Annotated in this window: 10 protein-coding genes; 9 read left to right on the top strand and 1 reads right to left on the bottom strand. The window is 43.2% G+C overall.

All coding sequences use genetic code 11. The annotated features are described in order from the left end of the window. Window positions 1–4 precede the first annotated feature (4 nt). Both RB622_RS07345 and trmB read left to right on the top strand, forming a co-directional pair. A complete protein-coding gene (locus RB622_RS07345) occupies window positions 5–1,306 on the top strand; it encodes a folylpolyglutamate synthase/dihydrofolate synthase family protein (protein ID WP_308045908.1) in 1,302 nt (433 codons plus the stop codon). A gap of 19 nt (window positions 1,307–1,325) precedes the next feature. Beyond that, the gene (gene trmB / locus RB622_RS07340) at window positions 1,326–1,988 is read left to right on the top strand and encodes a tRNA (guanosine(46)-N7)-methyltransferase TrmB (protein ID WP_308045907.1); all 663 of its coding nucleotides are present in this window, start codon (window positions 1,326–1,328) and stop codon (window positions 1,986–1,988) included. A gap of 129 nt (window positions 1,989–2,117) precedes the next feature. On the opposite strand, the gene gap is transcribed toward trmB, so the two are convergent. Then, window positions 2,118–3,131, bottom strand: coding sequence for a type I glyceraldehyde-3-phosphate dehydrogenase (gene gap / locus RB622_RS07335; RefSeq protein WP_308045906.1), 1,014 nt, complete (start codon window positions 3,129–3,131; stop codon window positions 2,118–2,120). A gap of 424 nt (window positions 3,132–3,555) precedes the next feature. On the opposite strand from gap, the gene RB622_RS07330 reads away from it, so the two are divergent. From RB622_RS07330 to RB622_RS07300, 7 genes are all read left to right on the top strand, one after another. Next, on the top strand, window positions 3,556–4,371 hold the full coding sequence (locus RB622_RS07330) for a 2,3,4,5-tetrahydropyridine-2,6-dicarboxylate N-succinyltransferase (RefSeq protein ID WP_308045905.1): 816 nt from the start codon (window positions 3,556–3,558) through the stop codon (window positions 4,369–4,371). Window positions 4,372–4,669: 298 nt separating this feature from the next. Further along, window positions 4,670–5,101: a helix-turn-helix transcriptional regulator gene (locus RB622_RS07325; protein ID WP_308045904.1), complete on the top strand. Its 432-nt coding sequence runs from the start codon at window positions 4,670–4,672 to the stop codon at window positions 5,099–5,101. 1,126 nt (window positions 5,102–6,227) lie between these two features. Continuing rightward, window positions 6,228–9,464, top strand: coding sequence for a TonB-dependent receptor (locus tag RB622_RS07320; RefSeq protein ID WP_308045903.1), 3,237 nt, complete (start codon window positions 6,228–6,230; stop codon window positions 9,462–9,464). An 11-nt stretch (window positions 9,465–9,475) separates the two neighbouring features. Beyond that, a complete protein-coding gene (locus tag RB622_RS07315) occupies window positions 9,476–10,984 on the top strand; it encodes a RagB/SusD family nutrient uptake outer membrane protein (RefSeq protein ID WP_308045902.1) in 1,509 nt (502 codons plus the stop codon). A gap of 246 nt (window positions 10,985–11,230) precedes the next feature. Beyond that, the gene (locus RB622_RS07310) at window positions 11,231–13,528 is read left to right on the top strand and encodes a DUF1549 domain-containing protein (RefSeq protein WP_308045978.1); all 2,298 of its coding nucleotides are present in this window, start codon (window positions 11,231–11,233) and stop codon (window positions 13,526–13,528) included. 354 nt (window positions 13,529–13,882) lie between these two features. Then, window positions 13,883–15,310: a DUF1501 domain-containing protein gene (locus RB622_RS07305; RefSeq protein WP_308045901.1), complete on the top strand. Its 1,428-nt coding sequence runs from the start codon at window positions 13,883–13,885 to the stop codon at window positions 15,308–15,310. Between the two features lie 174 nt (window positions 15,311–15,484). After that, window positions 15,485–16,066, top strand: coding sequence for an RNA polymerase sigma-70 factor (locus RB622_RS07300; protein ID WP_308045900.1), 582 nt, complete (start codon window positions 15,485–15,487; stop codon window positions 16,064–16,066). Window position 16,067: the final 1 nt, after the last annotated feature.

The following is a 16,067-nucleotide window of genomic DNA, read 5'->3' as shown; positions in this document are numbered from 1 at the left end:
CGTAATGAATTATCAGGAAACAATCGACTATCTGTATAGTCGTTTACCAGTCTTTCAAAATATCGGGGCCCGTGCTTTCAAGCCGGGCCTTCATACTACCCTCCAACTCTGTAAACATCTGGGCGATCCGCAGGAAAAGTACAAAACGATTCATGTGGGCGGCACCAATGGCAAGGGCAGTACTTCGCATATGCTGGCCTCAGTTTTGCAGGAAGCCGGTTATAAGGTCGGTTTGTACACATCCCCTCATTTAAAGTCATTTACCGAACGTATAAAGATCAACGGGACCAGTATTGATGAAGATTTTATTTGCGAATTTACCGCTGTTAATAAATCTTACATCGAGCGTTTGAGTCCATCCTTCTTCGAGGTAACGGTGGCTATGGCTTTTGCTTATTTCGAAAAGTGCAATGTGGACATTGCGGTGATCGAAGTCGGGATGGGGGGCAGATTGGATTCGACCAACATTATCACACCGGTTTTATCGGTCATCACGAACGTCAGTTATGACCATACGCAGTTCCTGGGTGACACACTGGCCAAGATTGCTTTTGAAAAAGCGGGCATTATTAAACCGAACGTACCGGCGGTGATCAGCGAGCGGCAGGACGCAGAGATTACTGATGTCTTCGATCAGGCTTCTACGGAAAGAAGTTCCGGGATTCGTTACGGATCGGATCTGTTTGAAATGGTTCATGTGCATCATGATCAAGGGAAACTTTCACTGGATGTTCGGGACAAAGCAACTGGCAAGACCGTATATGAAAATGTGAAACTGGACCTGGCTGGGATTTACCAGCTGAAAAATATTGGTGGGGTGCTTGCTGCTATTGATTCGCTGCGCATGATAGGTCTTGAAATTTCAAAGGAAGCTGTTTACAATGGATTGTCTGCTGTGGTGGCCAATACCGGTTTGAAAGGCCGCTGGCAAAAGCTGCGCGAAAGCCCGCAGGTATTTTGTGATACTGCACACAATTACGCGGGTGTAAGTTATACGATGCAGCAGTTTAACAGCATCGCGGCCAATCAGAAGCGATTTGTGATCGGGTTTGTTGCGGATAAGGACATTTCAACCATTTTAAAGCTGTTTCCGGCGGATGGTAAATATTATTTTTGTCAGCCTTCCAACATGCGTGCATTAAATGCGTCAGATTTGCAACAGGAAGCACTTAAAGCCGGTTTGGAGGGGTCTGTTTATCCTGATGTCAATATCGCCCTGGAGGCGGCAATTTTAGAATCAAATCCGGATGATGCGATCTACGTAGGTGGGAGCACTTTTGTAGTGGCAGATCTGGATCAGTTATAGTTTGTTGAATTAATTTAAGATGTCGAGAAGAAAATTACACCATTACGAGTTCAGTGCCCAGGCAACCAATGTCATTGAAAGAGGGAAATCATTATATACTTCGGTTAAAGGGAAGTGGAATGAATTGTACTTTAATAACAGCAACCCCATAGTGCTCGAACTGGCTTGCGGAAAAGGCGAGTACACCATTGGCCTTGGCCAGGTTTTTCCGGATAAGAATTTTATTGGGATGGATATCAAGGGAGATCGTATTGCCAGAGGAAGCCAGTCCGCGAGTGAGGCGGGGTTGACCAATGTTGCTTTTTTAAGAGCCGGTATTCAGTATTCGGGGGAATTTTTCGAAGATAATGAACTCGATGAGATCTGGCTTATTCACCCGGACCCGCAGGTTCGTGACCGGGACGAAGCCAAGCGATTGACGAATCCGGACTTTCTAAGCAGTTATGCCAAATATTTGAAAAAGGACGGATTATTTTGTCTGAAAACCGACAGCACGTTTTTATACGAGTATAGTTTGGACACGATAGGGAATTCGGAGAAATATAAAATTGTTGAACATACGGATGACCTGTATCATTCTCCGCTGCTGGAAGAGCACCATGGCGTCAAGACACATTATGAAAAGATCTTCGTTGCAAAAGGTTACACGATCAAGTTCATTAAGTCGGTGATGATCGACTAGAATTTTACGGTTTTGATCGGGTCCTGTAAATTTGATGGGAAGCGTGATGACTACCGATAGGCTGTGAAGCAAAAAATCCCGGGTTGTCTTAGCGACGCCCGGGATTTTTTTAGCATTACTAAATACTAATTACTTACTCAAAAGAGTAGCAAAGTAGTTTACTGTACGAACCAATTGAGAAACGTAGGACATTTCGTTATCATACCAGCTCACCGTTCTTACCAACTGGGTATCTCCGATTTTCTGAACCTTTGTTTGTGTTGCATCGAATAGAGAACCGTAGCTGATGCCGATAATATCGCTGCTCACGATCTCATCTTCTGTATAACCGTAGCTTTCGTTCGCAGCAGCTTTCATCGCAGCATTGATCTCTTCTACGCTTGTTTCTTTACCCAGGATCACTGTTAATTCAGTAAGAGAACCTGTAAGAGTTGGTACACGCTGTGCTGATCCGTCCAATTTACCTTTCAATGAAGGCAATACAAGGCCGATCGCCTTTGCAGCACCAGTGCTGTTAGGTACGATGTTTTGTGCAGCAGCACGGGCTCTTCTCAAATCTCCTTTTGGATGTGGAGAATCCTGTGTATTCTGATCGTTTGTATAAGCATGGATTGTTGTCATCAATCCGTTAACGATACCAAATTTATCTTCTAAAACCTGTGCCATTGGAGCAAGACAGTTGGTTGTACAAGATGCTGCACTGATAATCGTCTCAGAACCGTCCAAAATGTTATGGTTAACATTAAATACGATTGTTTTAAGATCACCTGTTGCAGGAGCAGAGATAACAACTTTCTTAGCACCAGCTTTGATGTGTCCTTCTGCTGATTCTTTGCTTGTGAAGAACCCTGTACATTCAAGGACTACGTCAACATCATGAGATCCCCAAGGAATTAGGGTAGGGTCTTTCTGAGCATATATTACTACGTTTTCGCCGTTTACAACGATTGAATTCTCCGTAGAAGTTACTTCGGCATTGAATCTGCCTTGTGCTGTATCGTATTTAAGTAAGTGAGCTAATACTTTAGGGCTGGTTAGATCATTGATGGCTACGATATCAATGCCTTCCATGTTGTAGATTTGGCGATAAACAAGACGGCCAATACGTCCAAAACCATTGATTGCAACTTTAACTTTTGACATGTGCTTATAAGATTATGTTATTACAGGGCAATATTAAGAAAAATGAACGCGGTTTTAAAGAATTTACGAGAATAATTGCGGTTTCATAAGTAAAAGAAATAGAACTAAAAAATATAGCCTTAGGCATGAATTTTACGATTGAGTTTAGCAAATTACTAAGCTATCGGTTTTAGTAACTTTATTTTATTACTAATTTAGGTAGCTAGTAATTAGTTTATTTTCTGTTTACTTCTTTCTTGCATTCATTTTAATTACTGCGCCTAATCCTATATATTTGTGAGGATCGTTGGAAAGGTAGGGGTTTCTTATATGCTTAACAGTCTTCTTTTTAATAAAGTAGATCGTTAGAATAAAAGACCTAACTAAATTATAACTATCTATATTACAGTACTTTAAATACTTTTAATTAATTAACTACTTTAACATGAGCCTTAACACTCAGATTGAACAGTTCTGGTCAAACCGCGAATTATTGAAAGACCCGGCGAACATTGAGATCATTAAAAACATCATAGAAGAAGTTGACAAGGGGAGGCTTCGTGTAGCGGAACCCCAGGAAGATGGCTCCTGGTTAGTAAATGAGGCCTTGAAAAAAGCCATCATCTTGTATTTCCCAATCCAGCAAATGGAGGTTAGTGAAGTGGGCATTTTTGAATATCACGATAAAATGAAACTAAAAACGGGTTATGACAAGCTTGGTGTACGCGTGGTACCGCCAGCCGTTGCCCGTTATGGTGCATACATTTCAAAGGGTGTTGTATTGATGCCATCCTACGTAAACATCGGTGCCTATATAGACGAAGGAACCATGGTTGATACATGGGCGACTGTGGGGAGTTGTGCGCAGATCGGGAAGAATGTTCACCTGAGCGGCGGCGTTGGAATAGGCGGTGTTTTAGAGCCTGTACAGGCCGCTCCTGTAATCATTGAAGACGGTGCCTTCATTGGTTCCCGCTGTATCGTAGTAGAAGGCGCACATATTGGTAAAAGAGCCGTTCTTGGCGCTGGTGTAACCATCACGGGAAGCTCTAAAATAATCGATGTAACGGGTCCTGAACCAGTCGAATACAAAGGTTTTGTTCCAGCGGATTCTGTTGTTATTCCGGGAACGCTGCCTAAGCATTTCGCAGCTGGAACCTACCATGTTCCGTGCGCTTTGATCATTGGAAAGCGTAAAGCAAGTACAGATTTGAAGACTTCTTTAAACGAAGCGCTTCGTGAGAATAACGTTACAGTTTAGCTTTCTGTGTAGTATGTTAATTTTATAATTAACATTTCGATATTTAATTTATTAAAGTGCGATATCTGTTATGGGTATCGCACTTTTTTATGTTTACGTAAATAAACAGGAGATTAAATAGCTAAAATGTATTGAGTCAGATAGTTTACAATTGTAAATAGTGAAGTAAATTCACAATTGTGTTTTCTGTTTACATTTTTAAATTGTAAAATTTACTTTTATGTTGTTTACAAAAGTAAATTTATTTAGCTTTGTAAGTGCTGATTTACAAATGTGCAGCTGTTTAAGATTGTATACTATGGATCTGAATGAGAAAATAAAGCAAATACTGGTTGACAAAAATATATCGCCATCTCACTTCGCTGATGAGATCGGAATACAGCGATCCAGCATTTCTCACATCATCGCCGGTAGAAATAAACCAAGTTTGGACATTGTTCAGAAAATCATCCGAAGATTCCCGGATTTGGGTATTAATTGGATTTTGGAAGACGAAGATTTACCGGAATCCATTAGCGAAATAAAACCTTTTAAAGCAGATCATTATACCGTTTTTAATGGGCAGAAAAGCGGCATATCCAGCCACTCAGAATCGCGTAGAAATAATAGTAGCCAGCAGATTCCTACACATGAAAATCTCAGAGGCGAAAAAAATGCTCCCGGGGATGACAAAAAAGTCGAGCGAATTCTAATCTTTTATTCCGACGGAACATTCCAGGAATTCAAATAATTCCTGCGCTTTTCACAATAGAAAAATCGTCCGTTTTTTTCTGCTGACACTGTAAAATTGTTTTCCTCTTTTTTCGATATCCGTAATTCCCGCTTTGCAAAAGCCGCAGCAATGAAGCCTCACATTTTTGGAATGTCGGATAGCGGCATTACCATGTGGGATACGACTCCATCCAAATCTTTTAATTTTTAATGGATCCCTACGGAAATTAGAAGGGCTAGATTTAAACCACAGAATTTCCGATCCTGAATAATCATTTATGTATCAAAAAAGACAAACCCGATCTTCGTTAAGATCGGGTTTGTCTTTTTTGATACCGCTAGTATACCTAATTAGAGCTTAACCGCCTCTAACTCTCTCTTCACCTATAACCTTCGTTATAGATAATATCAAAAAATGCATATTTAATATCAAATGCAATATGTTTTAACATTGCACAATAACCTTACTTTGTTGTATTATAAATGAAAAATAGTTACATGCAACTGACAATCAATCCTTTATTATCATTATCCATCTCAGCAGCCAATATATCCTGAATACTCTGTAGATATTCCTTTGGGAGAACAATAAAATCGTCGGTTCATATCATGTACAAACTCTTAGCTGATGATTATAGATTTTACTAAAAACTTTGCCAGATTTCCCGCTTTACTATTTTTTGATGCTCGTTTCCCGCGTATCAGAAAATACAGTACCGGTGAAATTTATCCTTTTGAGCTCCATACGCCAACACCTTCTGATTCTGCTCAGAGTGGTGTTTTCTCATGTACAGTGAATCATGGCTGCCTATTGAAATTCATTCTCCAAGCTTTGACAGATACCGAAATCCTTCTCTGTCGGTCACTCAACTTTTGCAATAGATCCGTCGCAGGCATGGATGCTAATAAACATCCGCTTTACTAAAACCACTGCGATGATACCCGGCAAGCATTACAAATTCCATTATATAATTATTCATTTTAACCACTAACCCAGACATATGACATAAACAGAAGCAAACAAATCTGGTGTTGATTAGCCACAATTCAGCATTAGCACCTCTCTTTTTATCTACTAAAAGAACATGGTCAAAAACAGTAAAGCATGCAAGTTTTATTATTCCATCTCTTAAAATTTCATTTTCATGAAGCTAATTCGACTAAAAATGTACTTTGTCAGGCCCTGTAATCCATTCGGATCGGCGCTGTCCAGGGCATTGCTTGGTATCTTTTTATCAGCAACCAGCCTGACCAACAGCAATGCTGCCTCAAATTCAGGGCCATTGACGCATGTGTCTGCGGAAAAAAATATCACAGGAAAAGTTACCGACGACGCAGGTCAGGGACTTCCAGGGGTAAGTATTATCATCAAAGGCACCAGCACCGGAACAGTTTCTGACAGCGAAGGCGCTTATGCCATCAACGTACCGGACCAGGGAAATGCTGTTCTCGTATTCTCATTTGTTGGTTACATTTCAAAAGAAATAACGGTTGGTAGCCGGTCCACTTTGGACATACAGCTGGCCGTGGACTCCAAGGCTTTGGAAGAAGTCGTTGTCGTAGGTTATGGTACCCAGCGTAAGCGCGATATCACTTCGGCGGTTTCGGTAATCAACATGGATGATATCGGCGAAGTCCCTAAGTCAAACGTTACCAGAATGTTACAGGGACAGGCGCCAGGAGTAATCATCAAACAAAAAAGCGGAACACCGGGTCAGCAGTTTGAAGTAAAGGTGCGGGGCATCAGCTCACTTGGTGCCGGCAGTGACCCGCTTTATGTTATTGACGGTTTCCCCGTTGGTATCTCCGTTGGACAAAACCTGAACCCCAACGACATCGAGACGATTTCCATATTGAAAGATGCTGCTTCGACGGCCATTTATGGTGCAAGAGGTTCCAATGGTGTGGTTTTAATTACAACCAAAGCTGCCAAAGAAGGAAAAACCAGCCTAAATGTCTCGATCGATTATGGTATCCAGAACATACCGGATGGCAGAAAAACCCACGTTTTAAACGGCAAAGATTTTGCACAGTTTAAAAAAGAAGTTTTTATTGGCCGCTATGTACTTGCAAATGGTAAACAACCTACCAATGAGGACATTCCGGTAGATTTTCGCAATCCGGAGAATACAAAATACTCCACCAACTGGTTCGATCTCATTCTAAAAAACAACGCTCCTTACAAAGATGTGAACGTGACTTTGTCTTCCGGAAAAGGCCCTATAAAATCCGTCGTTTCGGTGGGTTATTACAAAGAAGACGGTTCGCTGCAATACACCGGATATGACCGCGCTTCCGTACGGACCAACCTGGCTGGGGACATCAACAAGTTCATAACCATGGGTTTCAATGTTGCGGGTAGTTACTCCAAATCAAATCTTGCCAGTACCGACGGACGCAGTGCGCTGGTTGGCTTGACGCTAATCGCCGATCCTAGATATCCGGCTTATGACGAAAAAGGCGAACTGATCCCTTATTACAATGGTGTTGGCGACATTTTCGGATTTCCGAATCCGTTGTTTTTACTTAAAAACCTCAAACGGACCCGGAACATTGCAGACATCCTTTCCAATGGTTATATCGAGCTGAATCTTGCCAAAGGCTTAAAGTTCAGATCTTCGTTAAATGCAAAAATCAATTACAATACCTACAAGGAATATGTACCTTCCACCATCGGGTTGGCTGTTGCTACGGGTAGTTCAGGAGCACCGCCAAGGATTGCATCAGAGCGGGACGATTCCGAAGAACTGAGAAACTATGCTGCGGATCAGCTGCTCACCTACAATACAAACTTTGGCGTGAATCATCACTTTGACGCCATGTTAGGTTATAGCGCCCAGCAGGAAACAACCAAAGGCCTGTACGGCTCTGCCAATACATTCCCGGATGACCTTGTGCCATACCTGGGCAGCGGGACAATCCGCTCATCCAATTCTATTGAAAGAAAATGGACCATGATCGCTTATCTGGCCAGGTTAAATTATTCATTCAAAGACAAATACCTGTTCTCTGCAACGATGCGTCGCGAGGGAAGTTCAAGATTCAGTGAGGGGAATAAGTATGGCAATTTCCCTGCGGCTTCGGTTGGCTGGAGAATTTCAGAAGAATCCTTTATCCCTAAAACACCCTGGCTGACCGACCTGAAACTGAGAGCGAGCTGGGGTAAAACCGGCAATAATACTTACCGTGTAAGCAGTAATAACAATTTCGGAGTGGGGCAAAATGCCGGAGACGATGGTAACTACGCAAGTTTGGCTTTCCTTGGAATAAATAACTATTTGTTTAACAATACGTTATCATCTGGAAAAACGGTATCAGGTTTTGCAAACTCTCAGCTAACCTGGGAAAAATCAGACCAATTGGATATTGGTTTCGACCTGGCCACATTCAACAACAAATTGATTTTTACGGTTGAGTATTACAAAAAAATAACCGATGATATGTTATTAGGCTACAATATTCCGGCAGTATCCGGGTTCACTTCAACCTTGAAAAATCTAGGAAAAGTACAAAACAAAGGTATCGAAGTTGCTGTGAATTACAGGATCAAAGTCGGCCAGGTTAATCTCCGAACCAACGGTAACATCACCTTTAACAGAAATAAAGTATTGGCGATTCGCGGTCAGAACGATTTCATTTTACAAGGAAGCCAATATGGAGGTTATAACATCCAGCAGGTTGGCCGACCTATCGGGATGATCTTCGGCTACCGTAAACTGGGAATTTTCAATACCCAGGATGAAATCAATGCAGCACCCAAACAGGATGGAGCGATTCCTGGTGCCATGAAATTCGCGGATTTGCATGGTGCTGCGGACGGCGGACCTGACGGAATCGTTTCATACGACACCAAAGACATGACCGAAATCGGAAACCCAAATCCTAAATTTAACTGGGCATGGAACGTTGGCGCCGACTATAAGCGCTTCGATATTAGCGTGTTATTGATGGGTGCATATAAATTTGATGTGTACCGTAACATTGAGGCCTCAACGATGAATATGGACGGCGTTTTCAACGTATTGGAAAAAGCAAAAGACAGATGGAGATCTCCTGAAAACCCGGGCTCAAACCCGAATGGCAAAAATTCTCAGGGTGGTACAGACTACTTCAAATGGTCGCGCGAAAGCAGTGAACGTTATGTGTATGACGGCACGCACATGTGGGTGAAAAACGTAACGATCGGCTATACACTTCCCAAGATCAACGGTATTTTGTCCGATGCGCGCATTTTTGTCAATGCAGCCAACTTACTGCTTGTCACCAAATACCCTGGAAACAATCCGGATGCGGGTGTGAGAGGTGGAACAGAGTTAAACAATGACGACGAGTCATATCCTGTTCCAAGAACATTTTCTGCGGGCCTTAAAGTTAACTTCTAAAAATGATGAAAATGAAAAATACAGCCATAATCGGTATCATAGTTCTGGGTCTTTTTCAGTCTTCATGCAGCGAAGATTTTCTGAATCAGACCGATCCCACGAAAGTAGGTGTTGATGTTTTTTACAAAGACGAATCTCAGCTAAAACAGGCGCTTAGCGGCGTTTACAGCCAGGTTCAGGCACTTACAAACACGGCCTATATTTTTGGAGAATTCCAGACCGACAATACCACCATTGATCTAAACCCGTCCGACCGTGGTGGTGCCGGTGGTTGGGAAGCCTTTGAATTCTCCACCGTCAACTCTGGCAACGGCGAAATCTCCAACCTCTGGAATGCGCATTATGCGGCGCTTTACAATGCCAACCTGACGCTTGAAAAAATGGCAAAAACGACGGTTGCGGATGCCCCTAAAAAGGAAATTGAGGGACAGCTTAAGTTCCTGAGAGCTTACCTGTATTTTAACCTCGTCCAGTACTTTGGTGACGTGGTTATTGTAACCTCCACCTTGACTGTTCCGGATCCAGCATTTGATCTCGTAAGATCACCACAGGCTGACGTCTGGGCTATGGTAGAAAAGGACCTCAAAGAGGCCATCGCGCTGCTTCCTGCGAAGTACGCCTCCGATGGTGACAAAGGGAGAGCGACAAAAGGTGCTGCACTTAGTTTATTAGGAAAAACCTACCTGATCAACAAGAAATATGCAGACGCAGTAACATTGTTAAAAGAAGTAACAACGTTAGGATATAGCCTTAACGCCAGCTACGCGGACAATTTCGATCCTTCCTCGTCAAAAAAGAATGGAAAGGAATCTGTTTTCGAAATCCAGTACCAAGGCGATAATGACCTGGGTGAATGGAGTAATTTCCAATATATTTTCGCCCCAAGGGTGTCGAAAGGCGCGGTTACCGGATTCTCTTCGGGGGGCAACGGCGGCAGAAATGTCCCTACCAATGATATCATGGCCGCTTACGAAACCGGCGATTTGAGGAAGGATATTTCCCTAAAACCCAGCTTCACACTGGACGGAAAAGTTTACCCGGTTCCCTTTGTAAGCAAGTACAATTATCCGCATACGATCGTTAACCGCACGAATACCAACTGGCCGATTCTTCGCTACGCGGATGTGTTATTGATGCTGGCCGAATCGATCAATGAACAGGCAGGGCCAACCGGTGAAGCACTGGGCTATCTTAACCAGATCAGAAAACGCGCCGGACTGGCGGATCTGGCAGGATTGGACAAAACTGCTTTCAGAACCGCCGTTTTAAAGGAACGCCGCCTGGAACTTGCTTTTGAGAATCAACGCTGGATTGATCTGAAACGCACGAAAACACCTGCTGAATGGGCCGCATTTATGAATGCTCACGGTGCAATGGAAAGAGCGAAACCAACGGTGGACAGGGGAAACGTTCCTTTCAATTCGACTGACTATGTTTATACGGAAAGCGAATACCTGCTACCAATTCCTGCTCCACAGATTTTGATTAATGCGAAACTGACTCAAAATCCAGGCTATTAATCCTGATTTTCGGGCAATATTGATTTAATCAATTTTAAATCAGAGAGATATGCACCTGGTTTTGTGCATATCTCTCTTTCAAATTATAAATATTAAACGAGATATTCGTTATTGATTACAATAGGTTTTGCATGAAACTGACTTATTGATAAATAATAAGTAACTCACAAATTATTTACAACCGTGCTATTACAAACAGTAGAAACATTTTGGCTTTGGCAATTCCTGGGAAGACTCCACCCCTTAATGGTGCATTTCCCCATAAGTTTACTCTGTGTTGCCCTTGTTTTAGAAATTATTGAGTGGAAAAGAAAGTCGGATAAACTCCGGGCGGGCATTTCCATATTGATCTGGATTGGAACCATCAGTGCCGTGGTTGCCGTGGCGCTGGGCTGGCTGCTTGCCAATGAAGGTGAGTACGGCGGCGACAGCTTAGAAATACACCGCTGGGCCGGCATAACCACCATGGTACTGGCATCACTGGCTTTGCTATGCCTGCACCGTAACAAGTTGCCGCTATACCGGACACTGCTCATCATTACAGTCTTTGGTGTTTCTTTTGCTGGCCATTACGGAGCCATGTTAACGCACGGAGACGATTATCTTTCCAGTGTACTACCCTTTAATCAAACACCCCAACTTGCTGCCTCTGAAACGCCGGATTTCATGTTGGCGAGCAATGGACAGGCCTTAACGCCGCAACAAGTCGAAGACCTGAATGTCGAAGTACGGACCATTCTGGCCCACAACTGTTACAGCTGCCACGGTGAAGCCAAAAAGAAAGGGGATTTAAGGCTGGACAGCAAAGATGCGATCATGAAAGGCGGTGAAAACGGCCTGGTGATTACCCCGAATCATCCGGATAAAAGTGAGTTAATCAGAAGGATCTCACTGCCTGTCGGTCATAAGGAAGCCATGCCAACCAAGGGAAAAAGATTGACCGCGCAAGAAGTTGCCGTACTCCGTTACTGGATTGAAAAAGGTGCGCAATGGCCGGCGGGTAAAATGAAATCCATTTACCGGGTCGCCGCACTGGAACCACGGACACCGGAGATTCCGGCGGTTACAGGCGATCTTACAAAACCAGTCGACTTATTTGTCAATGCTTACTTCCAAAAAAACAAACTGGCCTGGACCAAAGTCGTGGACGACCGCATATACATGCGTCGTGTCTATCTCGACATTATCGGCTTGCTTCCGCCTCCTGAAAAAATTGATGCATTTGTTCAGGATTCACGTCCGGACAAAAGAGAAATTCTGGCGAGAGAATTACTGAACAGAAACGACGACTACGCCCAGCACTGGATGTCATTTTGGAATGATGTGCTTCGCAATGATTATTCCGGTACAGGATATATCACCGGCGGACGTTTCGACATCACGAAATGGCTGTACACCTCTTTACAGGTTAACAAACCTTACAACTGGTTTGTCAAAGAACTGATAAGTCCGGGCAAAGATTCGGAAGGGTTCATCAAAGGAATCAAATGGCGCGGCACGATCAATTCCAGTCAGCGTACGGAAATGCAGGCGGCACAAAATGTATCTCAGGTTTTTCTGGGCCTTAACTTAAAATGTGCTTCCTGCCACGATAGTTTTATCAGCGACTGGAAACTTGAACAATCCTATGCCTTCGCCAATATCTTCGCAGACTCGCTGCTGGAAATAAACCACTGCGACAAACCGACCGGTAAAATGGCCGGTAGAAAAATCCTTTTCCCTGAACTTGGTGAGATCAGTGTTGACGCCAGTACTGAAAAGAGATTGCGTCAGCTTGCTGATTTTCTCGTACAACCAAAGGACGGCCGCCTGTATCGCACGGTCGTCAACCGCATCTGGGCGCAGCTTCTGGGACGTGGCATTGTGGAGCCCGTTGACATGATGGATAATGCGCCGTGGAGCGAAGATCTGCTGGACTGGCTGGCTTCGGATTTTGCAGCAAACGGGTATGATATGAAAAAACTTATTTTCACCATCGTCACCTCAAAGACCTATCAGCTGCCATCCACTTCGGTGAAAGAAGCGGGAGATATCATGGCCAACAATTACAAGTTTACGGGTATGGTACGCCGCCGACTTTCAGCAGAACAATTCTCTGATGCGATCAGCACTTCCTTCAATCCCATGTACGCTGATTCCGCCATTGTTGTCAAATTACTGACCGACGATATCAAGAAAAAACTACCTTTCGCCCGTGCCGGGTTTGTGAAAAATGATCCGTTCCTGACGGCACTTGGTCGCCCGAATCGTGAAACGGTCAGTACCAGCCGGACTTCGCAGGCCAATTTATTACAGGCCCTTGAACTAACGAACGGAGAAAAATTCACCGCAACATTAAAAAGAGGAGCCAAAGAATGGCGTGCAGCGTATCCAACTTCTGATTTACTGGTTACTGCATTATACCGAAAAGCACTGGGACGCGCACCGGTTCCGAAAGAACTGGCCGTGGCTAAGAAGATCCTGGGCGCTAATCCAAGCGAAGAAAGTATACAGGATCTGGTTTGGGCAATAGCGCTGATCCCGGAGTTTCAATTGATTTACTGAGTGTTACAATATCTATTATTATTGAACATTTAGAAAGTATAATATTTTAAATAATTAATGTATGAATATAGCATTCAGTAATTTCAATACATAATATATATTTAATATAATAAGTATTTAGTGAAAGTATAATATTTATATAAAGTACTAAGCATTTAAATTGTTTGATATTTTAAATACTATAATTAAAAATCAATAAGCTCAGTATTAATTTAAGTAATGATAAATATTAAACTTATTTAAAGAATTAAAAGCTTTAATAGTATTATAAATATTATTAGTCTGGATAGTAGGGCACAATTAAACAATACCAAAAGTCAGATACTGACGATTCTTTTAAAAAATATTAATCCCATGAATAAGAATTGGAATAGAAGAGAATTTTTACAGCGGGCCAGCGCCGCAACAATGGCCGCACTGGCGGCCGGAGCACCGGTTTCAAATATACTTTCAAGCTGTAAAGGTGTGGGCGGTTCGAATTCAAGTGCCGACACAGTGATCCTTTTATGGATGGCCGGTGGTATGGCGCATACTGAAACTTTTGACCCAAAACTTTACACGCCTTATACAACAGGCATGGAGGGAAACCGGGTGTTAAGTACCTTCAAATCGGTACCCACCATTCTGGATGGAATTCATTTTTCTGAGGGTTTGGAATCCATTGGGAAGGTGATGGACAAGGGCACTTTGATACGATCTTACGTGGCTGCCGACATGGGTCATATCCTCCACAGCCGCCATCAATACCACTGGCATACCTGTTATGAACCGCCGCAAACGGTTGCTGCGCCACATTTTGGCTCCTGGATCGCCAAGGAACTTGGACCTAAAAACCCGGTTATTCCGGCATTCATTGATATCGGGCAGCGCTTCAGCGTGGGCGAAGCGGAAGAACTGAAAGCATTTCATACGGCAGGTTTCCTTGGCAATGAATTCGGCCCGTTTTTTATCCCGGACCCTAGCCAGGGCCTGGAAAGCGTACGCCCGCCGGTGGGCATGGATGCCAAAAGATTTGAGAGAAGAAACCAGCTTTACAATGAGCTGATTAACAACAGCCCGGTTGGAGAATTCGGCAGTGATTACCAGCGCGAATCCCTGAAACGTTCGATGGAACAGGCTTATACCTTGCTGAATTCCCCCGAATCAAAGGCCTTCGACCTGAGTACAGAACCCAAAGAAAGCTACAATATCTACAACACCGGGCGTTTTGGTCTGGGTTGCCTGTTGGCCAGAAGACTAACGGAGCAAGGTGCAAGATTTATCAGCGTAACCACTGAATATGAGCCATTTAAAGGATGGGACACCCATGAAAACGGTCATACGCGTTTGAAGGATATGAAAAAGCAGATCGATGGCCCCATAGCCCAGTTGATTAAAGATCTTGACAAATCAGGGCGTCTTGACCGGACGATGGTGGTTTTAGCGAGCGAATTCAGCCGGGATATGATGGTGGAAGGACGCCCGGATCAGAAAGTTCAGGAGCAGGTGAACCAGCCGGATATTTTAAACGACCTGAAATTTTACGGCATGCACCGCCATTTTACCGACGGTTGTTCGATGCTGATGTTCGGGGGCGGGATCAAAAAAGGGTTTGTCTATGGCAAGACCGCCGATGAACGCCCTTGTAAAACGATCGAAAATCCTATTAAAATTGATCAGGTCCACCAGACCATTTATCAGGCATTGGGCATTTCTCCCGACACACAGTATGAAGTGGAAAAGCGTCCGTTTTACACGACACCGGACGGTAAAGGAAAAGCGGTGCCGGCGCTATTAGTATAACAAGACAAAGTATAAATTTTAATATTACCAGACACAGCAGGATAGTTGGAGGAGCTTTGAATGCTACTATTGTATAAATTATCTATTTAGTATAATTATTTGAAACTAAAAGGTAGTTGAACAGAATAGTATAAAGTACAGGTGTTGTACCAGTATTCAGAAAATATTTAACCCATGAGCTCATCTGCCCTTGCTGTGTCTGAAATGCAACTCATTGAAAATTTTATTCAAGGAGACAGAAGCTCGTTTACAGCGATCTATAAGGCGTATTGGTATAAACTTTTTCTTATTGCACAGAAGCGCTTAAACGATAAAGCAACCTCGGAAGAACTTGTTCAGGAAATTTTTGTCCAGCTTTGGGAAAAGCGTGCATCTCTTCAAATTCATTCACTGGAAAACTATCTGGTTCGGGCCGTAAAATATGCGGTCATTGACTACATCCGGACACAGGTTGTCAAAAACAATTACATCCATTACTATCGTTCATACATTGAACAGGAAGAATCCCAAACCGAAAATACGGTTGCGATCAACGATTTAACATCGGTGATGGAAAAAGGATTAAAAACGCTGCCCGAAAAATCACAGGAAGTGTTCAGGTTAAGCCGTATCGAGCACTGGCCTGTTACCAAAATTGCTACACACCTTCAGCTATCCGAAAAGGGGGTTGAATATCATATTACCAAATCCATCAAAACGCTTCGGGTCTATCTGAAAGATTTTGTTGTGATCCTACTGGTACTTTTTCTGATATAAC

This window comes from Dyadobacter sp. LHD-138, assembly GCF_030929615.1.
Taxonomy (GTDB): Bacteria; Bacteroidota; Bacteroidia; order Cytophagales; family Spirosomataceae; genus Dyadobacter.
The sequence above is the reverse complement of the archived record's forward strand: the minus strand, read 5'-3'. Positions and strand labels throughout refer to the sequence as shown.

Bases quoted from the DNA above. Each gene is read 5' to 3' on its own strand.
- gap (WP_308045906.1), bottom strand. From the start codon at position 3,131: ATGTCAAAAGTTAAAGTTGCAATCAATGGTTTTGGACGTATTGGCCGT.
- RB622_RS07310 (WP_308045978.1), top strand. From the start codon at position 11,231: ATGGTGCATTTCCCCATAAGTTTACTCTGTGTTGCCCTTGTTTTAGAA.
- RB622_RS07320 (WP_308045903.1), top strand. From the start codon at position 6,228: ATGAAGCTAATTCGACTAAAAATGTACTTTGTCAGGCCCTGTAATCCA.
- RB622_RS07315 (WP_308045902.1), top strand. From the start codon at position 9,476: ATGAAAAATACAGCCATAATCGGTATCATAGTTCTGGGTCTTTTTCAG.
- RB622_RS07330 (WP_308045905.1), top strand. From the start codon at position 3,556: ATGAGCCTTAACACTCAGATTGAACAGTTCTGGTCAAACCGCGAATTA.
- RB622_RS07300 (WP_308045900.1), top strand. From the start codon at position 15,485: ATGAGCTCATCTGCCCTTGCTGTGTCTGAAATGCAACTCATTGAAAAT.
- RB622_RS07345 (WP_308045908.1), top strand. From the start codon at position 5: ATGAATTATCAGGAAACAATCGACTATCTGTATAGTCGTTTACCAGTC.
- trmB (WP_308045907.1), top strand. From the start codon at position 1,326: ATGTCGAGAAGAAAATTACACCATTACGAGTTCAGTGCCCAGGCAACC.
- RB622_RS07325 (WP_308045904.1), top strand. From the start codon at position 4,670: ATGGATCTGAATGAGAAAATAAAGCAAATACTGGTTGACAAAAATATA.
- RB622_RS07305 (WP_308045901.1), top strand. From the start codon at position 13,883: ATGAATAAGAATTGGAATAGAAGAGAATTTTTACAGCGGGCCAGCGCC.